This window comes from Halobellus clavatus, from assembly GCF_900107195.1.
GTDB classification, from domain to species: domain Archaea; phylum Halobacteriota; class Halobacteria; order Halobacteriales; family Haloferacaceae; genus Haloquadratum; species Haloquadratum clavatum.
Genome location: NZ_FNPB01000020.1, coordinates 22,747 through 46,100, shown reverse-complemented (window position 1 = coordinate 46,100; position 23,354 = coordinate 22,747). Strand labels below are relative to the sequence as shown.

The following is a 23,354-nucleotide window of genomic DNA, read 5'->3' as shown; positions in this document are numbered from 1 at the left end:
GGCAACGAGGACGCCGGCTTCTCCGAGGCACTCGTGGGCGTCGACGGCGAGTGGCGCGGCATCCAGGTCAAAGCGATGCCCAAGGAGAAGCAGGTCATCGACTTCGAGCCGACCGAGCAACGGCGAACCTCACTCCCCGGTGCTGGTGAAGACGCTGTGAATCCGGATATCCAGACATTCCAGGATGACCTCGAAGCCCGAGCAACCGGGAATGGAGAAACTGCACCCGAGCGGACGCCAGCGGAGACCGATGGGGACTCAGAGGAAGGTGATGACGATGCGTGAGTACCTTCGCGTGACGCCGACATCTGAACAGCTCACGCCGGAGCGTGTGCCCCAGGCACTGGAAAGCCTCCACAAACTGACCGCAAGGGACTCGACAGGGCTGGTCGACAAACTGAATCCACTACATAGCGAGACACCGCCCCGGTTCGAATTCCTCGCACTCAGTGACGGTGCGGATGAGCCCGTCGAATTCTACTACGGGGCCAACGAGCATCTGGACACTCTCGAGAAGCGTCTCCGGTCGATCTATCCCGAGACATTCGACATCGAACGCACCGAGGTCGACGTTGCATCGCGACTCGTGCAGCCCGTCGAATTCGACCAGGAGACATTCGTCGAGCAGTATGAGTCGGACGACCTCCAGTACGAATTCGGTCCTGACGAGCAATACGAGCTGGCGACTGACGACAACAATCAATCCGAGCTAGTAGAAGCCGAATCAGCCGCGGATGGAGAGACGGTCGCTGACCCATCTGTCGACCACATCATCGAGATTGGGGATACTGCCCTCGAACTCGCCCCACCAGATGCGATTCCCAGAGATGAGCCGGTCACAACGCTGGCGAAACCAACGATGACGTCAGAGGGAACAGTACTTGCCCGGCCAGCGACTGATACCGTCTCCCCACTCGGCGTCCGGTGGCAGGGCTCGGCGATTCGGAAACAGGACTGGATGTCTTCGCTCTCGCCGTTCACTGGCGACGATGTAGACGAGAGTCCCGATGCCGTCGACCAGCCTGGTGGCGCGCTCGCGTCGCTCGTCGATGACTTGACGGAGGCGAGTGCGCCACTGGCGTTCCACGTCGTCTTCCAGCGACGGGCGAGCTGGCAGAGCGATGCTGAAGTTCGTACGGAAGACATCATCGAGGGGCGGGATACCTGGGCGCAGCGGTTTTTGGGGCCACTCCTGGAGTTTGACGACGGCTCTGACCGCCGAAGCCGGGAGGAGTTGAGTGACACACAAGCAGATCGTGTCGGAGCTATCGAGGCGAAAAACGCGAAGCGCTCGTTTACCGCAAATATTCGCGCCCTTGGCGTTCCATCCAGTGACGACGAGCGTGAGGAACTCGACGAGCGGTTGGAGTCACTTGCCCCCGTCTTCGATACACTCGATGGGCCGTGCTACGAAGTGGAGGCCGAACGGGTGCGCGACAACGGCTTGCGGCAGGCGAAGAAAGAGCAGCACGCACGAACCGCGCTGCAACGGCTTTTGGACCGCGAGCTTACGACCGGCCGTGGCAAGACTCGATCCGAATTCGTCCTGAGCGGCCGCGAACTCGCGAACTTCCTCGTCGTTCCCTCTTCGGACCAACTCTCCGTGGAAGGCGAACGTGGAACGCGTGCGGAACAACAGAGTCGGAATCCGCTCGCCCGGCCTCACCAGGACATTATGAGCGAGTTCCGTGACGGGATGGCTATCGGGTATGCCCTCGACGACACTGGCGACCCCGAAGATGTCCCGACACGCATTCCGCCCCGCTTACTGCCGATGCATTACGGACGATTCGGTACCACCGGCTCAGGCAAGTCAAAGGCGCTCCTCAACGATATGCTCTCGTTGTACGACAACACTGAGGGACCGACCATCCTCGTCCTTCCGAAAAACGACGAGATGGCGCAGAATTACATGCGGGCCCACGCGCGCCGATTCGGGATGACCGACCTCAAGGAGAACGTCGTCTACTTCCCGATCCCGGACGTGCTTCCCGGATTCTCCTTTTTCGATCTCGAACCCTCGCTGGAGAGTGGCCGCCGCCGTGAGGATGCAGTCCGGCGGAAAGCCGACCACTACGAAGAGATCCTGAAGCTCGTCATGGATGAGGACCGATACAAGCGGGCGACGGTCGCTCCAACTCTCATCAAGACGCTCATCACCGCGCTGTTCGACGAGGAATACGGCCGTGAAAACGGCCAGTACCGGGAGTCAACCGATTACTTCGCCCACCGACAGCTCGAACACGTCATCGACCAGCTGTGGGAAGCCGGCCCGCCACAGCCGAATCTCGCAGACGCACCCCGATCGAGCGACGAGGAGGTCTCCCGCATGATCCGGCGGCAATTCCAACACGATTCGACCACCTTCGACAACGTGATGGGTGGGGTCACACACCGCCTCAACTACATCTCACAGAACCCCCACCTGCGCCGCATCTTCAACAACACCGAGAACCAGTTCGACTTCCGAGAAGTGCTCGACGATAACCAAGTCATCCTGTTCGACCTCGGCGATCTTCGCGACGAGGCCGCCCGGATTATGACGGGCATGATCCTCACCAATCTCGACGACGCGCTCAAAGACCGCAAGCGCGACCTCACCCAGTACTCCGATGACTACGTCGTGAACCTTCTCGTCGACGAAGCGGCCTCAGTCGTGGTCTCCGATATCATGAACGACCTCCTCGAGAAAGGACGAGGATTCCGGCTTTCAGTGGGCCTCTCAATGCAGTTCCCCGAGCAACTGGAAGCTGAAGGTGGGCGGAAAGTCTACCTGAACGCCCTGAACAACATCGGGACCTCACTCGTCAGCAAGATCAACGTCGACCGAGAACTGGCTCGGGCGATGGCCCACGAGGAGATGGACCCGGAAGATTTCGCCAACCGGATTCGCTCGTTACCCCGTGGCGAGTGGATCGGCAGCGTCCCGAGCCCAGTATTCGGAGAAACCGGGCCGTATCCGTTCAGTCTCACACCGCTCGAAATCCCACCGGGCCATCCCGAGAGCGAGTACCCGCTGACACAGCGTGAAGAAGAACAGTTCACTGAGACGCTCGCCTCGATGCACGAAGACATCAGTGACGACTACGGGGTGCCAGCGGAATCAGATGTGTCCACAGCGAGCGCACCTGCCGAATTACACGAGGTACTCAGCATCGAAAGCGACGACCTAGACGTCGCGCTAGCGAAGGTAGTTCGAAGCCGCCAGCTTCGAGACGGCTGTCGGGAAGAGAACGGCTGGGTAGATGTCGAATCGGTTGACGAGGACCTCAGACGGCTCTTCGAGGAGGTTGATGCCGAACCACCGTCGTATGAGGAACTAGCAGATATCCGCGAGCGATCACGCCATCTCGATACGACCGTCGATATTGAAGCAGACGAAATACGGATTCGATTGACCGACGCTGGCGAAGACATCGCGACACCCGAGACTGGGGGCGTGCAGGCTGCCGGCGGACATGACCACGATACGGCACTCCTCCAGATCGAAGAAGAACTCACCGAACTCGGCTGCACCGTCTCAATCCTCGCCCAGGATGGCAGCGAGAAACCTGACGCGAGGGCGAGCCATCCCGAGGTTGACGACCGATTCGCTATCGAGGTCGAGACGACGACGCCCGAGAATCCCGCAAAGGTACTCACGAACCTCCGGAAGGCCCAAGCAGCAGGGGATATCCCGCTGTTTGTCGTTCAACCTGGAAACGACGAAATTGAGTGGGCCAAGCGCGTTGACGGCATTCTCACACCACCCGTTCGCACCCTCCAGAATGACGAGACGCGGTTCTACACGACTGACTCGAATCTCACATTCAACGGCGGGGCGACCGAAGAAGGTGGAGTGACGGCCGTGCGACCGGCAACCGACGACGAGAACGGGACTCACAATATCTGGCAGCGTGATGGCGACGAGATCGTCCTCCGTGATACCAGCGGGACGGAACACATCCGCCTCCCGTCGCTTGGAAACCTCTCGAAGGATCGTGTGCCAGCCATCTACAGCTACGACCACGCTGCCGACGAGTACGTCGTATACGAGCACGGTGAGCAACAGATCTACGAGACGAAATCGGCGTTTGAGGACGACTGGGTGCGTATCAAGAAGCCATTCGTCCCCGAAGCCGAACTCCCCGTACCAGACTACACACGTTCGACCTACGGCATCGTTATCCTTCACGATGAGGCGGAATCGGTCGTGTATGAAGACGGTGAGAAGCGGCCACTCTCGGCAATCACCGATGGGTCGCTCCACCCAGTATCATCTGGTTCAGCGGCCGCTGAAGAACCTGACCAGACTCCTCAACCAGATAGCACGGTCGAGGAACAGCAGGAAATCTCATCGCCACCGTCGTTCGAATCGTTCGTCGACGAATATCTTATCGAAGACGCAGATGGAGCCGTGCCGAAAGATGACGTATTCGGCCTCTACAACGACTGGGCAGAGACTCATGACATCGAGGATCCGCTGAACAAGAGCTGGTTCACACGGAAGCTCAACACCCACATCAAGGTGGACTCCACGAAGAAGCGAATCGACGGGGAACCCGTCCGGCATTACACTGGTGTCCGCATCCGGTCTGAAGAGGACTTTCAGCCATGAAATGGACGTACACGGTCCAATTCCCTGTTTCATCGCGAGTTCTCGGGAGTTGTTCCACCCAAGCTGAATCATGACCTCATCCAATCAAACTCGAAGGTCGGAAATCACCCGACTGCGGCATGTTCCACCCAAATCTTCAATGGGTGGAACAGCTACGAAACGGCCGAAATGGGTGGAACACGCTCACGTCCAGCGATTTTTAACCTGCTATAGCGGGTGTTCCACCCAACAACCAACTAAGATAGAACGGGGGGTCCCCGTTGGGACCAAGGGATTGGATCGCGACGTACAGCAGCGTGAATTCTGTGCTGGCTCAGAGTCAATTTTCCGAACAAGAAATTCGGTCGTTCACGGGGGGAAGGATTGCGATATGATGCTGACCAACCTCTACTCGGTGTCCGGGGCAGAATCTAACTGCTTCTGAGCTTGGAGTAGCATTCCTTTCCATGTTAGACCGTGGTGTTTCTTTGTCTTTTTCAAACTCTCGTACTGCGATTCGTCCTCAAACTCTATCTTGACGTACTTCATACAGAGAGTTACATTAACGTTACGTTTATGTGTGTCGGTTGACTATCGAACACTGTGTCCAAGACGGTGACAAAAACGCTACAGGCCACGCTCGCCACACCTACAACGGGTAAAGAGCAACGCCTACAGCGTCTCTTGGACACCTACCACGACGCACTCCAAGACGCCTTCGACGCCGGGGCAAGCACGATGTCCGCTGTCAACGACATCGTGACACCCTACGACCTGCCGTACCAAGCCAAAGACGCGCTCAAATCCTACGTTCCGAAACTTCGCGATACGTACAACGCTGAGGAGTTGGACGACGAACACCCGGTTCGGCTGGTAAACCGAGCGGCCAAGTTCGACTACTCGGAGGAGCGCGAATACGGATTCGTGTGGCAGGTTCCGCAATCGGGACGCGGGACGAACTTCTGGATTCCACTTCGGATTAATCCCGAGCAGGAATCCCTGTGGTTCGACCTGCTTGACGAGGGCGCGACAGCGGGCGAACTTCGATTACAGCAATGTCGTACGTCGTGGGAGTTGCATGTCACCGTCGAATATTCGGTCGAAGAACCGACCGAATCGGACGATCCGACGTACATCGGTTTCGACGTCGGTGAGAGCGCATTGATTACGGGCTGTGCCCTCAAATGCGACGTGCCACGGAAACCGATGCTCGTCAATGGCAGTCGAGCGCGACGCCTCCGCAAAGAGATGTTCACCACACTACGGCGACTACAGTCGAGAGACGTCGCCGAGTGGCGCGTGGACGGACGCTTCCACTACTACCAGAACGCCCTCACCGATATTGTCGAGAAAGCGTCTCGGCAAGCCGTCGAATACGCCGAGTCCTTCGAGAATCCTGTTATCGTTCTCGAAGACCTGTCGTACATCCGTGAGCATCTCGACTACAGTAAGTGGATGAACCGCCGGCTCCACAACTGGGCGTTCGCTCGGTTGCAGGGTCGCATCGAAGACAAAGCGACGGAAGAAGGCATTCCAGTCGCATACGTCAACGCGGCGTACACCTCGCAGACGTGCCACGCTTGTGGTCGTCTCGGTCAGCGGAGTCAACAAGCGGAGTTTGTGTGTCCGTACGACGACTGCCATATCTCGGAGTTCCAGGCAGATATCAACGCAGCGGCGAACATCGCCGGTCGCGTAGACCCGTGGGGAGAGAGCGTCCGTTGGGAACCCGGACGCGATGACTCGCCACAGGATGGGAGCGCCTGTGACAGCGCCACAGTCCACCGAGAGACGAGTCCGAGAACCGGACAGATGACGCTCTCGGCGTACTCGGACTGAAACCTGTTAGCCCGGATTCCCCTCGTAGGGGAACCCCGGCGTTGCGCCGGGGAGGATGTCACGCGAGGTGCTATGTGAGGATGAGTGAACCTATGATCGATTCGCCCGAGGTAATTCCGGAGACATTGCGCGACCGCGACCAATGGGTGTGCTGGCGAGAAGAGAAGCGAGACGGCAAACCGACGAAGATTCCGGTGACGCCAGGGGCTGGGGGGTTCGCGTCAGCAACAGCGTCGGAGACCTGGGCGAGTTTTGAGGCAGCACTCGACTACAGCGAGACAGAGCACGCCGATGGTATTGGGTTCGTGTTTACTGACGACGATCCCATCGTCGGCGTCGATCTGGACGACTGCCGCGACCCGGAAACCGGCGACGTCGACGACGCAGCGCTGGACATCATTGAGCGACTCGACTCCTACACCGAGGTGTCACCGTCCGGTACCGGCTATCACGTCCTGATCACTGGCGCACTCCCCGAGGGGCGGAACCGGCGCGGGAGCGTCGAATTGTACGACACAGCACGCTTTTTCACCGTCACTGGCGATCACGTCGAGTGGACACCAACGCGCGTTGCACGCCGGCAGGACGCGCTCACAGCGATTCACCGCGAGTACGTCCAGGACACAGAGCGTGACACAGCCTCCGAGTTTGAGCAGCGTGGTGGCGTCGACGACGAGTCACCGACGACCGATGCGGTCGACGTCAACGTCGACGTCGACCTCGAAGACGAGGACCTCCTCGAGAAAGCGCGAAACGCATCGAACGGCGAGAAGTTCGAGCGGCTCTGGAACGGGAATACGGTCGGCTACGACAGTCAGTCCGAGGCCGACATGGCGCTGTGCTGTTTGCTGGCGTTCTGGACCGGTGGTGACCGGACCCAAATGGAGCAGCTGTTCCGCCAGTCGGGATTGATGCGGGAGAAGTGGGACGAGGTCCACTACGCTGACGGGTCGACGTACGGCGAGAAGACCATCGAGCGAGCGATTGCGACCACGTCGGAGTTCTACGACCCGGACGCCGGCGACGACGCCGCAGATCCCCACGGCGTACCTGACGGGGTCGCAACTGGCGGGACGCCTGGCGACGCAGACCGGAGTCGTGCGTATCTGGCGGAGAAAAACCGGCTATTGAGCGAGCGCGTCGACGAACTCGAGGCAACACTTGAACAGAAGACTGAGCGGATCGAGACCCTCGAAGCAGAAATCGAACGACTCACCGATGAACTCACAGCCCGTGACGGGGAAACTGTGCAGTCCCACAAAGAAGACTCCGGTACTGCGGGCGAGACCGGTGATGACTCAGAGCCAGCCTCGCTGTTGCATCGATTCTTCGGTGGCCAGTCCGAGTAGTGATGCCACTTCACCACCATCCGAGAAGCCCTCCCTCAAGCGTTCTGGTTCCGCACTCCAAGAAAATTAACCAACAGACGCCCAATATCGCGCTATTTGTTGGTTAACTACGCTCAATCCCGCCACAAACCGGGGACTACCGCAGGATCCGGTAGTTCAGGAAACTATTCCTCGAAGTAAGAACTATATCCTTCGCTCTGCAATCCCACGTATGTCCGAGACAGACGCCGCCGATGGGCCGCCCCCGTTCGAGGAGCCGTTCAGCAGCGACGACGTCGAACAGCGCATCTACGGCACCATCCTGCAGACCCGCGAGCCGACGACGGCGAGCGCGATCGCCGACAGCGCCGACTGTGACCCCAAGACCGCCCGGAAGTATCTGGGGTGGTTCGACGACCTCGGCATCGTCACCCGGCACGACGGCCATCCAGCCACCTACGAGCGCAACGACGCGTACTTCGAGTGGCGACGCATCAACCAGCTCGCAGCCGACCATTCCGTCGAGGACCTGCAGGATCGCGTTCGTGAGCTGACGACGCGCATCACCGAGTATGAAGAGGCATACGACGCCGCGTCACCGGCCGCCGTCGACGCCGTCGACGCCGTGGAGGACAGCGACGAGCGAACCATCGACGACGTGTACAGCGACCTCGCCGATTGGGCGACCGCCCGCGAGGAGCGAGAGCGCTACGAACGCGCACGCCAGCAACGCACGGGTGGCGAGCGCGAACAGGCGTCCGGGTAGCCCGCTCGATGGTGCCACCGACAGGCGATGGCGGGAGCCCTGCCCCCATCGATCGTCCCATCCTCGAGTTCCTCCAGACGCGGCTCCAAGCGACGAGGCAGATCTCCCGAGCGACCGTCACCGACGCCAGCGGCCATCTGGAACTCCACGCCGTCTTTGCCCCGTCGTACTACCCGACAACCGTCGAGGAGGCGCAGTTGACGGTCCGTTGGTACACGAACGACGACTTCAAACTCCACTATCGAGAGCAGTACGCGGACCACGCCTGGGAGTGTCGGTGGGACCGTCACCGGAATCCACACAATACACGGGACCATTTCCACCTCCCACCCACCGCCCCGACGCCCGGCGAGGACGCATCGTGGCCAGACGACCACCGTGATGTTGTTGCGCTCGTCCTCGACGAGATCGAAGACCGGATCGCGACCCTCTGGAGCTAGTAAGGGCTACGGTCTCACGTGGAGTGTTTGTCCGCGCGGAAAGGCGTGCAGCGCGCGACAGCGTTCGCGGCGTGATTCACCATGTCTGGTCCTGATTCGCACGACGACACGAGTGCCGACTACGAACAGTTCGAGAAGGAACAGCTCGCCCAGGACCGAGACGCCGACGGCGTCGACACGGCGGACGTCGACGACGCGATGGCCCGCAGCCTGGTCGACGACCTCATCGACGCGGACGTCGTCACACCCGTTCCCGAGGATCGCGTCCTCGTTCATCAACCGAGTGGCACTACCTTCGACTCGGCGACGCAGCTGGCCGTCTTCCACCGTGGCTGGACGGCCGGTCGCGACGCCGACGCGGAGGGCGAGTGATGCAGCAGACGCTCACAGGGTGTGCGTTCTGCGACGCGCCACCCGGTACCAAGACTGGCGAGGCGCATACCTGGGGCGAAGACGAGCGGGTCACCCACCCAATCCGCGTCGACTGCACGATCCAGACGGAGCCGGATCCCGACGAACGTGATCACTACGTCTGCGACAGTGTGGGCTCGTCGTCGACGCGCTCGCGGCGCTGACGCGCTTCCGCGTGGAACTGGGTCATCTCGAAGGCCCGGTACAGCTGTGCGCCCGCTGTAGTCCGGGCGGGCTCGCGACGTACTGGACACGCGACCTCGAAGACCATCTCGTCACGGCGCCGGCAGGGTGACCCAAACACTCTATACTGATTCGCTGTAAACTGTAATCAAGAGCACCCGTGTCACGCACCTCAAATCGCGCCGACGGCGACATCGTCCAGGACTTCCTCTCGGTCGCGGACCTCCTCGAGGAGCCTCAGCTGGCTCAGCTGTACGCATACCTCGCTCGGGAGGGCGAGGCGACCGTCCAGAACGTGATGGACGACCTCGAACTCGCCCAGGGAACCGCCTACAGCTACGTCAACCGGCTCGTCGACGCCGGCGTCCTCGACGTCACCGACGACGAGCAGCCACGCAAGTATACCGCACGGGAGATCGACCTCACCGTGACGACGGCTGCCGGCGACCGCGAGTACACGATCTCGCCGGCGCTCATCGACGCCGTCGGCCGTCGCGAGACGAATTCGGACATCGATACCTACATCGACCGCCACGGCGTCGCCGGCCTCGCGACCGCGCTCACCTACGCGGTTGCTCGGGAGCGCGGCGAGGTGACCCACCGCCTGATGGCCGAGGACCTCGATATTTCGCCGCTGGCCGCGGAGATGATTCTGCAGGCGTTGCGGCCCGTCGTCCTCGAGCACTACGGAATCGGTGAGGATGTACGTCATGATACCGAAGAAGGAGCCAACGTATGAGCATCGAAACGGGCGTCCCGACACAAATGACGCAGTGTGTAGTTTATCGGCGTTCCATGGAGAGAACTGATGGAACTCAGTGACGGCACACTCACGGTTTCACGGGAGCTTTCAGAGCTCGACAAAGATGTACTTGAGTTCACACAGATCCTCGACGCTTGCGATGTTAACTACGTCATCGTTAGTGGGTACGTCGCGATCCTCACTGGGCGATCTCGGTCAACAGAAGATATCGACGTCATTCTGGAGTCATTATCCGAAGCGGAGACTGAGCAGTTAGTAACGGAACTCAAAGATCGAGGGTACTGGGGGATGGCGATGCCCCTTGATGAAATGTATTCGATGTTGAGCGAGGGCAGCCGAATCCGAATTGCTGAGGAAGGGGAGATGTACCCAAACTTCGAGACGTGGTTTGTTTCAAACGACGTTGAGCGTGAGGCCATCTCGAACCCCCTTACGGTGACATTCGATGAGGGGCAGATCGAGATCAGTCCGCTTGAACTCCAAATCGCGTACAAACTCCGGCTTGCACAAGCTGCAGACAGCCTCAGCGGGAAGGACTTCGAGGATGCACTTCACCTATACCTGACTTTCGAGGAACGATTTAACACGGAGCAGCTCGAAACGTATGTCAACGAGCTTGGAGTGGAGGACTACTATGTTGAACTCAAACGAGTTTGAAGACGATCATCGGCGGAATACCGAGCAACGGCGTGCGATGATCAAACAGTGGGCCGAGTACGTTCGGACGCACGACGATAGTGAGTGGTCACGCCAACAGAATCGGCTCATCGACTCGCAGCTCCAGTCGGCTAACGAGATGGCTGCGGCCGGCGACACAGATCCCGTTCGGTTCGCGGCCGTTCGCGATCGGCTGCGCGACCGATGACCGACGAGGATGCGCTTTCGCAGGAGATCGCGGCCGCTTACTACGATGATGAAATCACCGTCGACAGCGAGACCTTCCAGGAGTTCGTTGCGACGACATACTACGACGACCAACTCAAGTACGAGTCAGTTAAGCAGTTGTTGGGCGCTGAAACTGCCCAGCGACTGCGTCTGCTCAAAGCGGATGTCAAGGACGAGCCACTTGATATCGCTGCCCCCCGCCAACGGTGATGTCCCCGAGGATGCCGCAAGGACGGTCGACGACGAGGTCCGCCAGCTGTATGAGCGGTATCAGGCGGCCGAGAGCGACGCCGAGCGGCGCGAGATCGCCCTCGAGATGGGAAAGATCGACGGACACCGCCACGCGAAGATCTACGCAGCGCTCAAAGACGAGTGAGCGGTCCTTTTTATGCGTTCCCGTTTCGGAGTCGGGCGAAACGGGCGACTAGCTAGTTTTCGATCACAGGCTATCGTCAGCTGGGTTCATTCGCCCTTCAGATCACGAGCGTCGAGCTCGCCAGCAAGATACTGCTTGCCCTCTCGCGTGATATCGTACGCCGTTGCCAAGGTGGACGAGGAGGCCATAGGTGACCAGCGTCTTGCAGCGGGCGTTGATGTGTTGGCGGGAAAAGCGCACGCGATCGCTGTCCGCCATTTCCTTCGGGGTTTCAGGGCCGCCTTCAGCAAGATGCTCCAGAATTCGGTCATCAGCGCGAGACATCCAGTCGGCGTCAAAGCGCTTGACATCCTCCTCCGCCTGAAGGCGAAGGAATCCCGACCGCAGTTGGGATATTAAGGTTTGCAGTCCACCACCTCTGCCCGAGGTTGGAATCCTCGGGAGAGGTCATGAAAGTAGACCGATGGCTGTGCCAACCAGCCGGTACTCCTATCCCCACCCAAAACAGGCGAAGACTCGGAGTTACTTTCACTATCGTCGTCGCTATTGATGTTGAGACGGATGTTTTCCGCCCTCCCCGACGCCACGAGTTTACAACTCGAAAAAGGGGGGGAGGTTCGTCAGGTCCAGTCCGTGATACCGACTACACGTGTTCCGTTGAGCTCTCGTCGGATGTCGTTCCGATCCCAGCCGAGAGGTGACAATACGCTCTCGACAGCTCTGACCAGTTGCGTTTCATAGTATGATGGATCGTACGACTCGAACTCCTCGTGGGCCAACGCGACCAGTTCTCGCGAGGATTTCTCGTCGTCTCCGTCCCATCCCCGATCGGCAAACCGCTGTGCGGCGTCCCGAAACGTGTTCATGGTGCGTTTCAGGTCGTCGCGGCGCTCGTCGGGGACGGAAAGTTTGACGACGGCGGTACGCTGAATCTCCATCTACACTCCACAAGTGGCACTGTCTACATATACAAGTCAGGGAGTTGGCCGGGCAGTGATGTGGCAGATAATCACGAGAACTTATGCGATTCTCGCCCACCCTGTTCGGCGCTCGGTTCCGACAGCAGGTTTCGGAACACTCCCGCTCACGGGAAGGGCGGGACTCCCTCGCTTACTTAGGTGGGACGACTGCCCCCGCAGTAGCGTTTTTCGCGCCGACCAAGGGTGACGGCGCTCAGCACGATGGGCACCACCACGAGAGTCGCCGTGGTGTCCAATCTGGTGTCAGCTGAGTGCAGTCACAGGTGAATCCATGTCTACAGATAACTCAAGGCGAGTGCCTCGGGACTTGACCCCGAGGGTGAAGCCGACACTGGGTTTCACTTTCACCCTGTATGGCATGGGCTTATGATCGATACAACTCTGACAAAGAATGCCCCAGAAAATGGACAACAAGACCCTCGTGAAGACACTGGATTTCCAATTAGATATCCAGAGTGACAACGAGGGACTGCTGTATGACGCCACCCTTGAAGCCCGCCGAGTGTATAACGAAACCATCCGCCTCGCTAAGGAAGACGTGGACTGGGACGCGATTTCTCCGCGCCTCGAAGACGATGCCGACCTCGTGAAGAACACGACTCAACGCATCGTCGTCAAAGCACTCGACGCGATGGATAACTACTACGAGTACGACGACTTCGGCAAACCCAGCCACACTAAGAACGGCCCGTACCCGCTTCGGGCGAACTTCACGGAGGGATACACCCTGTCACTCACCAGCGACGGCGACGTGGCGTTCCGTATCAGCGCGAAGCCCTACAATCACATTAAGGGCATCCTCGAAGGAAGTGACGCCCATCTTGACCTCCTGAAGTCCGCGCTCACAGGCGACGAGTGGAAGGTCACGACCAGCGAAACCCTCTGGCGGGACGGTGACCCTGAACTCCACGTCAACATCCGCAACACCGAGCAGACCGTCCGAGACAAGCAGGACTCACGAACTGTCATCGGCATCGATGTGAACGAGGATAATGTGGCTCTCACCGCTTTCTCCGAGAATGGCGTCGAGGACACGCTAGTCATCGACTTTCCCGAAATCAAGTTCGAGCGCCATCGCTACTTCACGATGCGGAAGCGCGTGCAGAACGCGGGGAAGAACAGTATTCACGATACTCTGGAAGGGCGGGAAGAACGGTTTGTCCGCGACCGACTCCACAAGGTGAGCCGTCATATCGTGGAGTGGAGCCGTCAGTTCGAGACGCCGTGCATCGTCTTTGAAGACCTCAAAGAGATGCGCGACAGTATCGACTACGGTACGCGGATGAATCGGCGTTTGCACCACCTTCCATTCCGCGCCCTCCAGTTCTATACGTCGTACAAGGCGTCATTCGAAGGAATCCCGACCGCGTGGATTGACCCTGCGTACACGAGTCAGCGGTGTCCGATGTGCGGACACACGGAGCGTGGTAATCGCAACAAGAAGCGGTTCAAGTGTCGCTCGTGCGGGCATCAAGACCACAGCGACCGTGGTGCAAGCGTCAACATCGCCGTGAAAGGCATCGAGAAGCATCAGGACTGGAATGTGCCTGCTCTCAACAGCCTTCCCCAAGTGCGGAAGGTGCGACGGCAGGCATCGGGGGCCGTGGACGCCCCGACCGTGACCCACCCGACCGTTCGAGGAAACCTTGCCGATGGTCGGATGGGAGTGTCCGACTAATCCACGGGAAGTCTCGGGGCTTGACCCCGAGGCGGTTCACGTTCAGTAACTCCGAGACAACGAGTGCATCGCCGTCAGAAAACCACACGAGGCCACCCCGAGAGACCGAGGACACAGAGCCACAGACATCCTGGCCAGACGATACGAGCAGCGAGGATGGAACGCCACCGCTCAGAATGAACCAATGTCCGGAGTGCGGGGCCCGTCGCTTCGTCTCAAAACTCCTCGTGTACGAGATCACAGGCTACGACGAGGGCGGCGAGCAAGAATTCCGCCGCCAGCACGTCCGGGCAGAGTTCGAATACACCGGCTCTGGTGAATCGCTGGACAGCGTCGTCTTCGACCGTCAGAACTAGTGGAATGAAGCGGGAAACCGCCGATGCCTATGTCGAAGATTTCCCGCTTCACGAAGAAAGCGGTTCAGTTAGCTAAAAATGCTGTCGGTGGCCGAGGCGAAGTCGCCGCCCCCGAGGGGGGTGGCGGCTTCGCCGATTACGCTGTTGTGTCGCTCCATTGTCTTCGGGTTTACTTGGAGAAGTCCTACCGAGAGGCGTTGGATCTGCTGAGCGAAATGCCACATATTCTCGGGGAGATCGGCCTCGAACCGGCCGATCTCCCGCATCACTCCACGCTAGTAAAGTGGTTTGACAGGATCAAGACAGCACTCTGGCGAGTGCTGCTGCGCCTCTCGGCGCAGCTGCACGACCCGAGCGGTCACGCCGCTATCGACGCGACATTCTTTGACCGCGAAAACGCGAGCAAGCACTACTGCCGTCGGACGAATTACCGCGTCCAGACGCTCAAAACAACTGCTCTCGTGGACACAGAAAGCCACGCGATTCTGGACGTTCACTGTACGACCGAGAAACGTCACGACACACAACTCGGCTGGCAGGTCGCCCTCCGCAACGCGGGCGACCTCGCCAGCCTCGCTGCGGACAAAGGCTACGATTGGATGGATTTACGCGAGAAACTCCGCGAAGAGGGCGTGAGACCGCTGATCAAACATCGTGAGTACCGGTCCATCGATCACGCGCACAACGCGCGGATCGATGGGCCTCGATACCGCCAGAGAGCGATGTGTGAAACCGTCTTCTCGGCGATCAAGCGCACGCTCGGCGACGCCGTGCGTGCGCGAACTTGGTACGGTGAGTTTCGTGAACTCGTCCTGATGTGTGCGGTTCACAACATCAAGCAAGCGATGAAACCATGAAATCACGCTACGTCTGGCGATTCACCACGGCCAATACACCTGCAGTGAGTGCCAGACGACACTCCGGACGCTTCCCGCAGATCGCCGCGACTACTACGACGAAGTTGCGGTCCTCGAAACGGAACGGCGGGCAGCCCTCCATGATCAACTCCGCCAGCTGGGGAGGCGGGTTTGGCAGCGCCTTGCAGCGCGGACGACGTGGCTGGCACTCGGATTTGTTACACTCGTGACCGGGCTCGTGATCGCACTCTAACAGACCGACAGGGACCGACAGCAAGGGGTGGCTCACAGTAGGTGTTGGAGTAGCGTCATGCTCTCTTCCAACCAGGAACGAGGCTAGCTGAAGGCAGATCGCTGACGTAGGACATCGTGCCCACACCGCAGGCGTGTTTATCGGCGCCAGGAGGCGTGAGGCGCGCTCGAAGCGCGTGCAAAAGAGTGAGTTCCTATGTCTGGTCAAGATACCATCGACGACACGACAGGCGACTACGACCGGCTCGAAACCGAACTCGTTGCACAGGACCAGGATGCGTCCCGAGTCGCGACGGCGGACATCGACGAGGCGACTGCCCGCCATCTCGTTGGCGACCTCGTCGAGGACGATGTGGTGGCGCCGATCCCTGACCAACGCATTCTCGTCCACGAGCCCAGTAGCAAGCCCTTCGAGTCGATAACCCAGCTCGCCGTGTTCCATCGTGGCTGGCAGGCCGCCACCGACGCCGACGCGGAGGACAACTGATGCAACAGACACTCTCCGGGTGTGCGTTCTGCGATGCGCCGCCCGGTGCAGAGATGGGCGAGGCGCATACGTGGGGGAAAGACGAACGGGTGACGCACCCAATCTGTGTCGACTGCGCCACCCAGACGTGGTCGGATCCCGACGAGCGCGACCACCACGCCTGCGACGGCTGTGGGCTCGTCGTCGACGCGCTCACGGCACTTACCCGGTTCCGCGTAGAACTCGGCCATCTCGAGGGCCCGCTCCAACTGTGTGCTCGCTGTAGCTCCGGTGGGCCCGCCACGCACTGGACGCGTGACCTCGAAGAACATCTTGTCAGCTACCAACGGCTGAAGTCTTTGGCTTGTCGGTGGACTCCCGTTCTGCCGACACGGGAGTGTCGGACGCCACGTCAGTCGCGTTCACGGTCATGATCCCTGACTTCAGGGCGTACTGACAGAACGCCCCTCCAGCGGGGGACTTCTGCCCCCGCTGGAGTTTCACCGCGAGTTTTCGGGCCACGTTTTTCGCCGCGTTGTAGTCGGCGTTCACCGAGTACGAACAGTCCAAGCAGGCGAAATGTTGCCCGTCACGGTTTTCCTCGAGCGTACACCCACACTTCGAGCATTGCTGGCTCGTGTAGGACGGTTCGACTGTCTCAACCACGATGCCGTGTTCCTCGGCTTTGTATGCGACTTGCTCCTGCAACGCACGGAAGGCCCACTGTTGGAACTTCTTGCCGTCGCTGATGCGCTCTCGAATCTGTTCCAGGTCCTCGAACGCGATGTGGGTGCAGCCGTGACGCTTGGCTTCCGCGACGAGTTGTTTGGAACACCGATGCAGGTAGTCCTCGCTCCAGCGCCCGAACCGGTCCCCAATTCGGTGGTAGGTCAGGTGGGCGCTTCGCGTGCCCGTCTGTTGCAGGCTGGCACGGCGTTTCTCGAACTCACGGCGCTGGTGGTTGAGGTAGTCGGCGTTGCCGACGAACCGTCCTGTACTGGTCACGGCAATATGGTCGTCAACGTTACAGTCCACGCCAAGGACGCTCGAATCCTCGGCTTTCTCAGGACTGGCAACGTCGAGTTCCCGTTCCATCGCCGCGTGCAGGTAGAACTTGTCGGATTCGCCGTCGTAGTGGATGGTACTGGTCGAAAACGAGTAATCCTCGTTCAGCAGGTACTGGCCGTGTGGTGTGCCTTCGGGATTCTCCGGTAGGTCGTACTCACACTCGACTCTACCGTTGACGGTGGCGAGGCTCACCTTGTCGCGGTAGTAGGTGGCGGCTCGCTTGTCGTAGACGATGCTGAACGTGTCGTAGTGGGGCTTGCTGGTGTTCTCACCCTCGGCAAGTCGGTCAACGCAATTGCTAATATCGTCGGTGGCGCGTTTGATGGCTTTTTGGACGAGGTTGGCGTGGAGGCGGTCCGTCTCGTGGCGAAGTTCATCGTAGATGGCGGCTTCGGCTTCGCTCTTGCTGGTGACACAGTCCTCGTCGGGATAGCGCCACGCCCAGTCTGCGGTGCGGTTGGCACAGTACTGAAACTTGCTGTTGGTGGCGTGGAGGTCGCTCTTGCGGTCGTCGGGTACGTCAAGGCGAACCCGTACCGTTCGAGTTACCTCCCACGCCATACCTCACAGTAGTAGCTACTCTTTATTCATATTTTTGAATGGTGTTGGGGAGTCAGCCCTGCCGTAGTCGGTGGATTGCCGCTCGGAGCTTACGCGCTTCCTCCCACCCCTGAAGGGTGGGCTTCCGCGCTGTTACCGCTGTGAGGCTCACATCGTACACACGAAAACGGATAACTGCGTTGGGTCACAATGTACACATTATGAGCACCGATAAGAAGCGCGTGCAGTTTCGGGCTCCTGATCGGCTCATCGACCGGGCCGACGCACTGGCCACAGTCCTCGGGGAAGACCGGACCGACGTTCTCGTGACCGCGCTTCGGGAGTACCTCCAAGACGCCGCTCACGACGACGCACTCACCCAGGAGATCGCTGCCGCCTATTACGACGATGAGATCACCTTCGAGCAACTCAAAGCGCTCGTCGGCGCCGAGGAGGCGGCAAACCTCCGCCTGTTGAAACAGCAGTTGGACGAGGACCTCATCGACGAGGTCGCCGACGCGTAGATGTCGCGGCTTATCGCAGACACCTCCGCCCTCGTGAGTCTCGGCATCGTTACCGAGGCTGTCCCCTCTCGTTTTCAGTCTCCGCTGCGCTCTTCGCGCCTATGGTGCTTGCGGGGTCGGGGGACGTTCACGGCGCTTCGCGCCGTGTGCTCGGGACACATCGTCTCCCGGTGACCGAGACGGCCTCGCCCTTTCTGAGTCCGCCAGGATGTCGGCTGTGTCACTAACCGTCGGTCCCGGTTGACCAGTGGTTCTCTACGGCCCGCCCCGCTCGCCGCGTTCCGCCCTCCGCGTCGCTCGCGACCGACCATTCCGGGCGTGCGGGCGCTCTCCGCACCGCCCGCGCCCGTTCCGGGCTAAAATGCATGTGCCCTCGACGCCAGCGGGAAAGCGCGAGGGGTTGCGCGGCGTGGCTGCTCACCCCCCACGCTTTCTCCGCTGGTCGCTCGCTCCGGGCGGGTCGGCGCGCGGCGCTGGTTGTTCCCTCCGTGCGGGCGCGCTCTCGCTCGCGCCCAGGAGGGCGCTCGCGAAGGCGCGAGCGAGAGCGCGCAGACGGCTCTGTCGGTCGTGACATCGAGGAAACCCCGTGCTGGAACACGGGGCGTCGGGCGCTGTGGTGAGCGCCTTCAGGTCTGACTAAGACCAATGTTGAGTAACAACGCGAGCGAAAAGACGGTTTCGGACGGACAGCATACGACCACCGAAAAGCGCGATCACGAGCCAACGGTCGAACACGAACCGTCGGGGCGGTCGGCCTGTCCGGAGTGTGAGGGTCAGGTGATCACCGAAGACGAGCAGTCGTTCTGCACGGACTGCGGGCTGATCGTCGCCGACGAGTGGGTCGACCTGAGCCCAACGCTGAACGACCTGGGCCTGGTCGGAGACGCCGACCAGAGCATCGAGACGGTGGACCCGCTGCGGACGGACAAGGGCCTACACACGAAGATCGGGCGGAACACCGACGGTCGGGGTAATCCCCTGAGCAACGAGCAGTGGGAGAAGGTCCAGCGCCTCCGGAAGTGGCACAAGCGGATGCAGTTCGGCGAGAAGCGCAAGCGAACGAAGCGACTCAACGAGGGGCTGCGGGACGTCGAGATGATCGGCGGCAACCTGAGCTTGCCGGACCACGTCGTCAAGATGGCAGCACAGTTCCTCCGAAGCGCCTCGGAAGCGCGGCTGCCGGGCGGGCGGATGGCCTGGGAGGCACTCGCCGGCGGCGCCGTCCTCCTGGCCGCGCGAGCCTCATCGGTCGACAGGGACGAGATCGACGTCGCGGTCGCGACGCACACCAAAGCGCCCCACGAGCGGGTGTGCGCTGCGGCGCGGAAGATCCGGTGTGAATGCGGGTTCGACGCGCCGCTCGTCAGGCCCAACGCCGTGATGGCGGTCGTCGACGCGCTCGATGAAGACGCCATCCCCGGGGCGCGAGCGGTGCGGACGTGGCGGCTGGCCCAACACCTGATGAAACTCGGCGATCAGGTGCCGGTCGGGCCGGGAACGCCACGGTGCACCGTCGCGGCGTCGGCGCTGTATGCGGCGGATCGGCTGCTGTCGCGTAAGCACCTCACCCAGGCACAGGTCGCCGCGGCGGCGAGTACGATCGTGCCGACGTCCCGAAACCGGATCGCGCGGTACAGTCGGGAGCTCGTCGACGCCTACGAAGCCGAACACGGCACCGACGACCCGGGTGTCGGCCTCGAAGAGGAACGGGACACCCTGCGCTGAGCGGGGCGCTACCCCCGTTTTTTATGGCGACCTCCGCCCGTGGACGCCCCTCCACCCCACCCACCGCTCCGTGCTCGCTCCCTGCGGTCGCTGCGCGCGCAGCCACAACCTCACTAACACCAGAATAGAGTCTCGTTCACGTCGGTGGAGACGGTGTGTGGTTTGTCGCATCCAAGAGGAACGGAGTGAGAGACGAATGAACGCTGTTCCATCGTACACAGTCGATAGAGAGGCTGCAGCGACGCTCCGAGAATGGTTGTTCGAGAACGCTGTCGAGAAACACGGGGAGTCCGAGATTTCCGAGCCACTCGCGGAACTGGCGGCTGCCATCGACGGCGTGCTCTACGAGGAGGCAGAGGCCGTCGAACTCGGTGCGTGGGCACAGACGGATCCTCTGGGGCACCGAGATGCGTCACACGTCGACGGGAGCTCAGTCGATGGATCCCGTTCAGACGACGCACGCGAGCCAGCCGAGCCTGGTGCTCTCGATATGGGCATCAGTAAGCCGGATCGTATCTACGACACGCTTCCCGATTCGGCCTGGCAGCTCGATCACGACCAGTCCGAGACACCCCGAGAAGACACATCGACGTCGACAGCAGCGTCAAACCCACACCCACGGCGACAACACCACCGTCCGTCAGTCCGGTATCGTACCACGTTCGAGTGCTCCGTGTGCAGTGGCATTCGTGAGGTAGAAACCCCGCTTCGAGTCTGTGCGTTCGTCGACGAGTGTACAAGATGTGGAGCGGTCGCTCGCTTTACTGTAGGCGGGATTCCCACGCCGCTCAAGAAGGACTGATCACCGGCGAGACGCGCCTGTCGTTGCTACAAGTTCGTCGATGAACGTCGTGAGAAGGTCGACAGGGTCACGATCGAAATCCTCTACTGGCGGCTCCCAGAGTGCAACATCGAACGCCCGTGCGGCCGTTGTCTGGCCTTCAGTAGCCGTGATCATAAGAATGGCACTCTGGTAGATCACGATCGTCCGATGCTCGTCGACATCGAGATACTCGATCGCAGCTGCCTCAAGCGCCTTCGGGATATCCAGCGCCGTATCCAGCGTACACTGCTACACCGGCGCTTCGTCGTCCGTCATAGTAGCCGCTACTACCCGTTTGTACAAGTATATCCGGACGCCGTGACGGCTAAACAACCGACGTGTATAGTTCTCATCAGCGACGATGGATTTCACGCCCACAGGCACTGCCGTATCCGCTACACCTCGTAGTCCGAGGAGTTACACAGGTCGCCAGCAAACAGACGACCATGGACCAAACAGCCGACGCGTTCGCCGCTGCGCTGTCTTCGGGTGACACCGACCGCGTGAACCGTGCAATCGACTCTGTCGACGACATGGAACTTGAAGAGCGAGCGGCCCTGTTCGATGACTGCTTCGAGCGGTGTCGTGACCTCTACGCGAGTGACAATGGCTATCAGCGTCAGTCTGTCGTTCGCTTTGCGGCCGCCCTGTATCCGGGGCTTGCGTTTCGAACGGTCGGAGCTGATCGCACCGACGCAGTATTACCGGACGACTGGACGCTCGATGAGATCGCGACGCATCGTCACCGACTTCGCGAGTTCTACCTCGACGCGCTCGTCGACGACGATGGACGGGTGCGACGCGCCGCAGCCAAGGGCCTCAAGGAATTGGCAGTCGCAGCTGAACTGATCGGCGCTGAGGACGAACTACAGACGATGCTGGCTGAGCTAGAGACGCTGGCCGAGAACCACAACGACGAGAGCGTCCAGAAGCACATCAATCAAGCTCGCGAGAACGTCGCCTTTCACGCGCAGAAACCGGGCTCGTTGCTTCCAGAGGGTCTCCGAGATGTCTTCGAGTAGACTGCTCCAAGAGCAAGACTGGAGATCCAGAGACTCCTGAACACCCACAGATGACCGTGCTTGTTCCGTTGTGTCGCTTTCTTACCAAACAGAGTCTTAGAATGTCGAATGTATAATTTGGTAAGATAAGTATCCATACAGAGCGGCAGTCCACTCGTCAGTCATACCAACGGTTCCGAAGAAGACACGGAGTTTTGTGGCCTCAGAATCATATGAGGGATATGACGTACAGTGCGAGGTGGCATACCCTTCTCGAAGAAGCCGAGGAACTCGCCTCAACTGCCACCCTCGTCACGCCACTCTCGGACACGCGATTTCACATCACCGATACCCAAGAGCACCGCATCATCATCGAATTCCTGGAGTCGGGCGATTCCCAACCACTCCAGCGTGAGCAGTTCGAAACGCTCTATCGACGGCTCCAAGATACAGCCGGTGGCTTCGACCTTGATCGGCTCCCACCGGACGCCGAGCCGTACGCGGCCGTCCTCACGCTCCATCCTCGCATCGAGATCGATGTAGACGCCGGCGTGCTCCGCGAAACCGACGCTCCGACCACAACACACGGTCTCAACGACGAGCCATCGGAGCAGACAGACAGAGCCGAACCCGACATCGATGTTTATGCGGATGCGCTCCTGCTGATCGACGCCCTAGAACGCCACGATCCCACCGCGATGGCGGATCTCGAGACGGATGGACTCATCGACCTCTATACGCTGCTGTCGGACGTTCAGCGTGGCGCGGATGATCTCCGACAAGACGTCGCGGACGTCTTACTCGACCGGGTACAACACGGCCAGCCGGTACACGCTCAGTACGGCTCGATCCAGCGCACGAGCCGGCGTTCGAAGTCACTGAAAGACGACGAGGAGGTTCTCGCTGTCCTCGAGGATGCGGGCATCGATCGCGAGCGGGTCCTCGGTATTGAGCCGGACAAGGTCAATGACGCTCTCGACGTGACCAATCTTCGGGAGGAGGACGTCTACGACGTTGACGAGCGGGCCTACGTCCGGAAAGCCGAGGTTGACGAAGACGTGAAAGAGACGCGCCTGCAAGGGCTCAAAGAGCAGCTGGCAGCGAGTGAGAGTGAGGAAGCTGCGGAACTGCGCGACGAAATTGAAGCTCTCGAAGCGCGGATTGAGGATCTCACCGGCTTCGATTCAGCAAAAGAATTCTATGCCGATTCACAGGCAGATCGGTAACGCGCTGATGTCGTGATCATCCTTTTTTCGACGATGTTGCGGATAAACACCTCTGTCGCTATGTCTTTGTATCTTACCAAACAGATGTATAGGTATTCCACCGGTGTTAGGTAAGAGCCTGAATCAAGTGACATTACCTTCTGACGGAACAAAATCACCAGCACTGATCATCCCAAAGACACACACCACGGTTACAAGTGAAGCACACCACAGCTGCGAGTGAACACAGTCAGAACTGACCACACCACTATTGCAAGTGAACAGGCAAAATCACTCGACAGCAGCGACTTC

At 60.1% G+C, this 23,354-nt stretch carries 21 protein-coding genes and 7 pseudogenes; 23 read left to right on the top strand and 5 right to left on the bottom strand.

Annotation, left to right across the window (positions count from 1 at the left end):
- Together BLU74_RS17765 and BLU74_RS17760 are read left to right on the top strand one after the other, a co-directional pair.
- Nucleotides 1-285: pseudogene (locus BLU74_RS17765) on the top strand (VirB4 family type IV secretion system protein); the annotation flags it as partial.
- The gene (locus BLU74_RS17760; RefSeq protein ID WP_089769766.1) at nucleotides 272-4,597 is read left to right on the top strand and encodes a conjugal transfer protein; all 4,326 of its coding nucleotides are present in this window, start codon (nucleotides 272-274) and stop codon (nucleotides 4,595-4,597) included. The pseudogene BLU74_RS17765 and the gene BLU74_RS17760, both read left to right, overlap by 14 nt.
- Before the next feature lie 387 nt (nucleotides 4,598-4,984).
- Here the strand turns inward: BLU74_RS17760 and BLU74_RS19150 are convergent, their stop codons facing one another.
- Nucleotides 4,985-5,125 (bottom strand): hypothetical protein, encoded by a 141-nt coding sequence (locus tag BLU74_RS19150; RefSeq protein WP_175454701.1) that lies wholly within the window; start codon nucleotides 5,123-5,125, stop codon nucleotides 4,985-4,987.
- A 54-nt stretch (nucleotides 5,126-5,179) separates the two neighbouring features.
- Between BLU74_RS19150 and BLU74_RS17755 the strand changes: the two genes are divergently transcribed.
- The 11 genes and pseudogenes from BLU74_RS17755 to BLU74_RS17710 all read left to right on the top strand — a co-directional run bounded on the left by BLU74_RS17755 (nucleotide 5,180) and on the right by BLU74_RS17710 (nucleotide 11,567).
- Nucleotides 5,180-6,415, top strand: coding sequence for an RNA-guided endonuclease TnpB family protein (locus BLU74_RS17755; protein WP_089769763.1), 1,236 nt, complete (start codon nucleotides 5,180-5,182; stop codon nucleotides 6,413-6,415).
- Between the two features lie 80 nt (nucleotides 6,416-6,495).
- Nucleotides 6,496-7,764: a phage NrS-1 polymerase family protein gene (locus BLU74_RS19145; protein WP_175454700.1), complete on the top strand. Its 1,269-nt coding sequence runs from the start codon at nucleotides 6,496-6,498 to the stop codon at nucleotides 7,762-7,764.
- 211 nt (nucleotides 7,765-7,975) lie between these two features.
- On the top strand, nucleotides 7,976-8,509 hold the full coding sequence (locus tag BLU74_RS17745; RefSeq protein ID WP_089769759.1) for a DUF7342 family protein: 534 nt from the start codon (nucleotides 7,976-7,978) through the stop codon (nucleotides 8,507-8,509).
- A gap of 8 nt (nucleotides 8,510-8,517) precedes the next feature.
- Complete coding sequence (locus BLU74_RS17740) at nucleotides 8,518-8,949, top strand: toxin-antitoxin system TumE family protein (protein WP_089769757.1); 432 nt, start codon at nucleotides 8,518-8,520, stop codon at nucleotides 8,947-8,949.
- An 81-nt stretch (nucleotides 8,950-9,030) separates the two neighbouring features.
- Nucleotides 9,031-9,321, top strand: a complete 291-nt coding sequence (locus BLU74_RS17735; protein ID WP_089769755.1) for a DUF8069 family protein — start codon at nucleotides 9,031-9,033, stop codon at nucleotides 9,319-9,321.
- A pseudogene (locus tag BLU74_RS17730) lies at nucleotides 9,321-9,655 on the top strand (DUF7558 family protein). Before BLU74_RS17735 ends, BLU74_RS17730 begins: the two are co-directional and overlap by 1 nt.
- 48 nt (nucleotides 9,656-9,703) lie before the next feature.
- Entirely contained in the window at nucleotides 9,704-10,282 is a 579-nt protein-coding gene (locus tag BLU74_RS17725) for a DUF7437 domain-containing protein (RefSeq protein WP_089769753.1), read from the top strand.
- A 69-nt stretch (nucleotides 10,283-10,351) separates the two neighbouring features.
- Nucleotides 10,352-10,963, top strand: coding sequence for a hypothetical protein (locus BLU74_RS17720; RefSeq protein ID WP_089769750.1), 612 nt, complete (start codon nucleotides 10,352-10,354; stop codon nucleotides 10,961-10,963).
- Nucleotides 10,941-11,171: a DUF8150 family protein gene (locus BLU74_RS18685; protein WP_139175892.1), complete on the top strand. Its 231-nt coding sequence runs from the start codon at nucleotides 10,941-10,943 to the stop codon at nucleotides 11,169-11,171. Before BLU74_RS17720 ends, BLU74_RS18685 begins: the two co-directional genes overlap by 23 nt.
- A 50-nt stretch (nucleotides 11,172-11,221) precedes the next feature.
- Nucleotides 11,222-11,401: pseudogene (locus BLU74_RS17715) on the top strand (hypothetical protein); the annotation flags it as partial.
- On the top strand, nucleotides 11,382-11,567 hold the full coding sequence (locus BLU74_RS17710; protein WP_245705833.1) for a hypothetical protein: 186 nt from the start codon (nucleotides 11,382-11,384) through the stop codon (nucleotides 11,565-11,567). The pseudogene BLU74_RS17715 and the gene BLU74_RS17710, both read left to right, overlap by 20 nt.
- Before the next feature lie 86 nt (nucleotides 11,568-11,653).
- Here the strand turns inward: BLU74_RS17710 and BLU74_RS19650 are convergent.
- The 3 pseudogenes from BLU74_RS19650 to BLU74_RS19135 all read right to left on the bottom strand — a co-directional run.
- Nucleotides 11,654-11,891 (bottom strand): annotated as a pseudogene (locus tag BLU74_RS19650) (MarR family transcriptional regulator).
- Nucleotides 11,892-11,962: 71 nt separating this feature from the next.
- A pseudogene (locus tag BLU74_RS19425) lies at nucleotides 11,963-12,139 on the bottom strand (RNA-guided endonuclease InsQ/TnpB family protein); the annotation flags it as partial.
- A 48-nt stretch (nucleotides 12,140-12,187) separates the two neighbouring features.
- Nucleotides 12,188-12,379: pseudogene (locus tag BLU74_RS19135) on the bottom strand (hypothetical protein); the annotation flags it as partial.
- Between the two features lie 571 nt (nucleotides 12,380-12,950).
- On the opposite strand from BLU74_RS19135, the gene BLU74_RS17690 reads away from it, so the two are divergent.
- From BLU74_RS17690 to BLU74_RS19420, 5 genes and pseudogenes are all read left to right on the top strand, one after another.
- On the top strand, nucleotides 12,951-14,225 hold the full coding sequence (locus BLU74_RS17690) for an RNA-guided endonuclease TnpB family protein (protein ID WP_089769776.1): 1,275 nt from the start codon (nucleotides 12,951-12,953) through the stop codon (nucleotides 14,223-14,225).
- A 176-nt stretch (nucleotides 14,226-14,401) separates the two neighbouring features.
- On the top strand, nucleotides 14,402-14,581 hold the full coding sequence (locus BLU74_RS17685; RefSeq protein WP_089769740.1) for a hypothetical protein: 180 nt from the start codon (nucleotides 14,402-14,404) through the stop codon (nucleotides 14,579-14,581).
- A gap of 29 nt (nucleotides 14,582-14,610) precedes the next feature.
- Nucleotides 14,611-15,438, top strand: a complete 828-nt coding sequence (locus tag BLU74_RS17680) for an IS5-like element ISHcl1 family transposase (RefSeq protein ID WP_089769738.1) — start codon at nucleotides 14,611-14,613, stop codon at nucleotides 15,436-15,438.
- Between the two features lie 448 nt (nucleotides 15,439-15,886).
- Nucleotides 15,887-16,177 (top strand): DUF8069 family protein, encoded by a 291-nt coding sequence (locus tag BLU74_RS17670; protein ID WP_089769736.1) that lies wholly within the window; start codon nucleotides 15,887-15,889, stop codon nucleotides 16,175-16,177.
- Nucleotides 16,177-16,497, top strand: a pseudogene (locus BLU74_RS19420) (DUF7558 family protein); the annotation flags it as partial. The gene BLU74_RS17670 and the pseudogene BLU74_RS19420, both read left to right, overlap by 1 nt.
- Here BLU74_RS19420 and BLU74_RS17660 read toward each other — a convergent pair.
- Nucleotides 16,493-17,785: an RNA-guided endonuclease InsQ/TnpB family protein gene (locus tag BLU74_RS17660; protein ID WP_089769733.1), complete on the bottom strand. Its 1,293-nt coding sequence runs from the start codon at nucleotides 17,783-17,785 to the stop codon at nucleotides 16,493-16,495. The pseudogene BLU74_RS19420 and the gene BLU74_RS17660 overlap by 5 nt on opposite strands.
- 200 nt (nucleotides 17,786-17,985) lie before the next feature.
- Between BLU74_RS17660 and BLU74_RS17655 the strand changes: the two genes are divergently transcribed.
- From BLU74_RS17655 to BLU74_RS17625, 5 genes are all read left to right on the top strand, one after another.
- Nucleotides 17,986-18,288 (top strand): hypothetical protein, encoded by a 303-nt coding sequence (locus BLU74_RS17655; RefSeq protein WP_089769731.1) that lies wholly within the window; start codon nucleotides 17,986-17,988, stop codon nucleotides 18,286-18,288.
- A 645-nt stretch (nucleotides 18,289-18,933) separates the two neighbouring features.
- The gene (locus tag BLU74_RS17645) at nucleotides 18,934-20,013 is read left to right on the top strand and encodes a transcription initiation factor IIB (protein WP_175454698.1); all 1,080 of its coding nucleotides are present in this window, start codon (nucleotides 18,934-18,936) and stop codon (nucleotides 20,011-20,013) included.
- Nucleotides 20,014-20,209: 196 nt separating this feature from the next.
- Nucleotides 20,210-20,815 (top strand): hypothetical protein, encoded by a 606-nt coding sequence (locus BLU74_RS17640; RefSeq protein WP_217635400.1) that lies wholly within the window; start codon nucleotides 20,210-20,212, stop codon nucleotides 20,813-20,815.
- Between the two features lie 467 nt (nucleotides 20,816-21,282).
- Complete coding sequence (locus BLU74_RS17630; RefSeq protein WP_089769728.1) at nucleotides 21,283-21,858, top strand: hypothetical protein; 576 nt, start codon at nucleotides 21,283-21,285, stop codon at nucleotides 21,856-21,858.
- A 221-nt stretch (nucleotides 21,859-22,079) separates the two neighbouring features.
- Entirely contained in the window at nucleotides 22,080-23,063 is a 984-nt protein-coding gene (locus BLU74_RS17625; protein WP_089769770.1) for a DUF7983 family protein, read from the top strand.
- Nucleotides 23,064-23,354 lie beyond the last annotated feature (291 nt).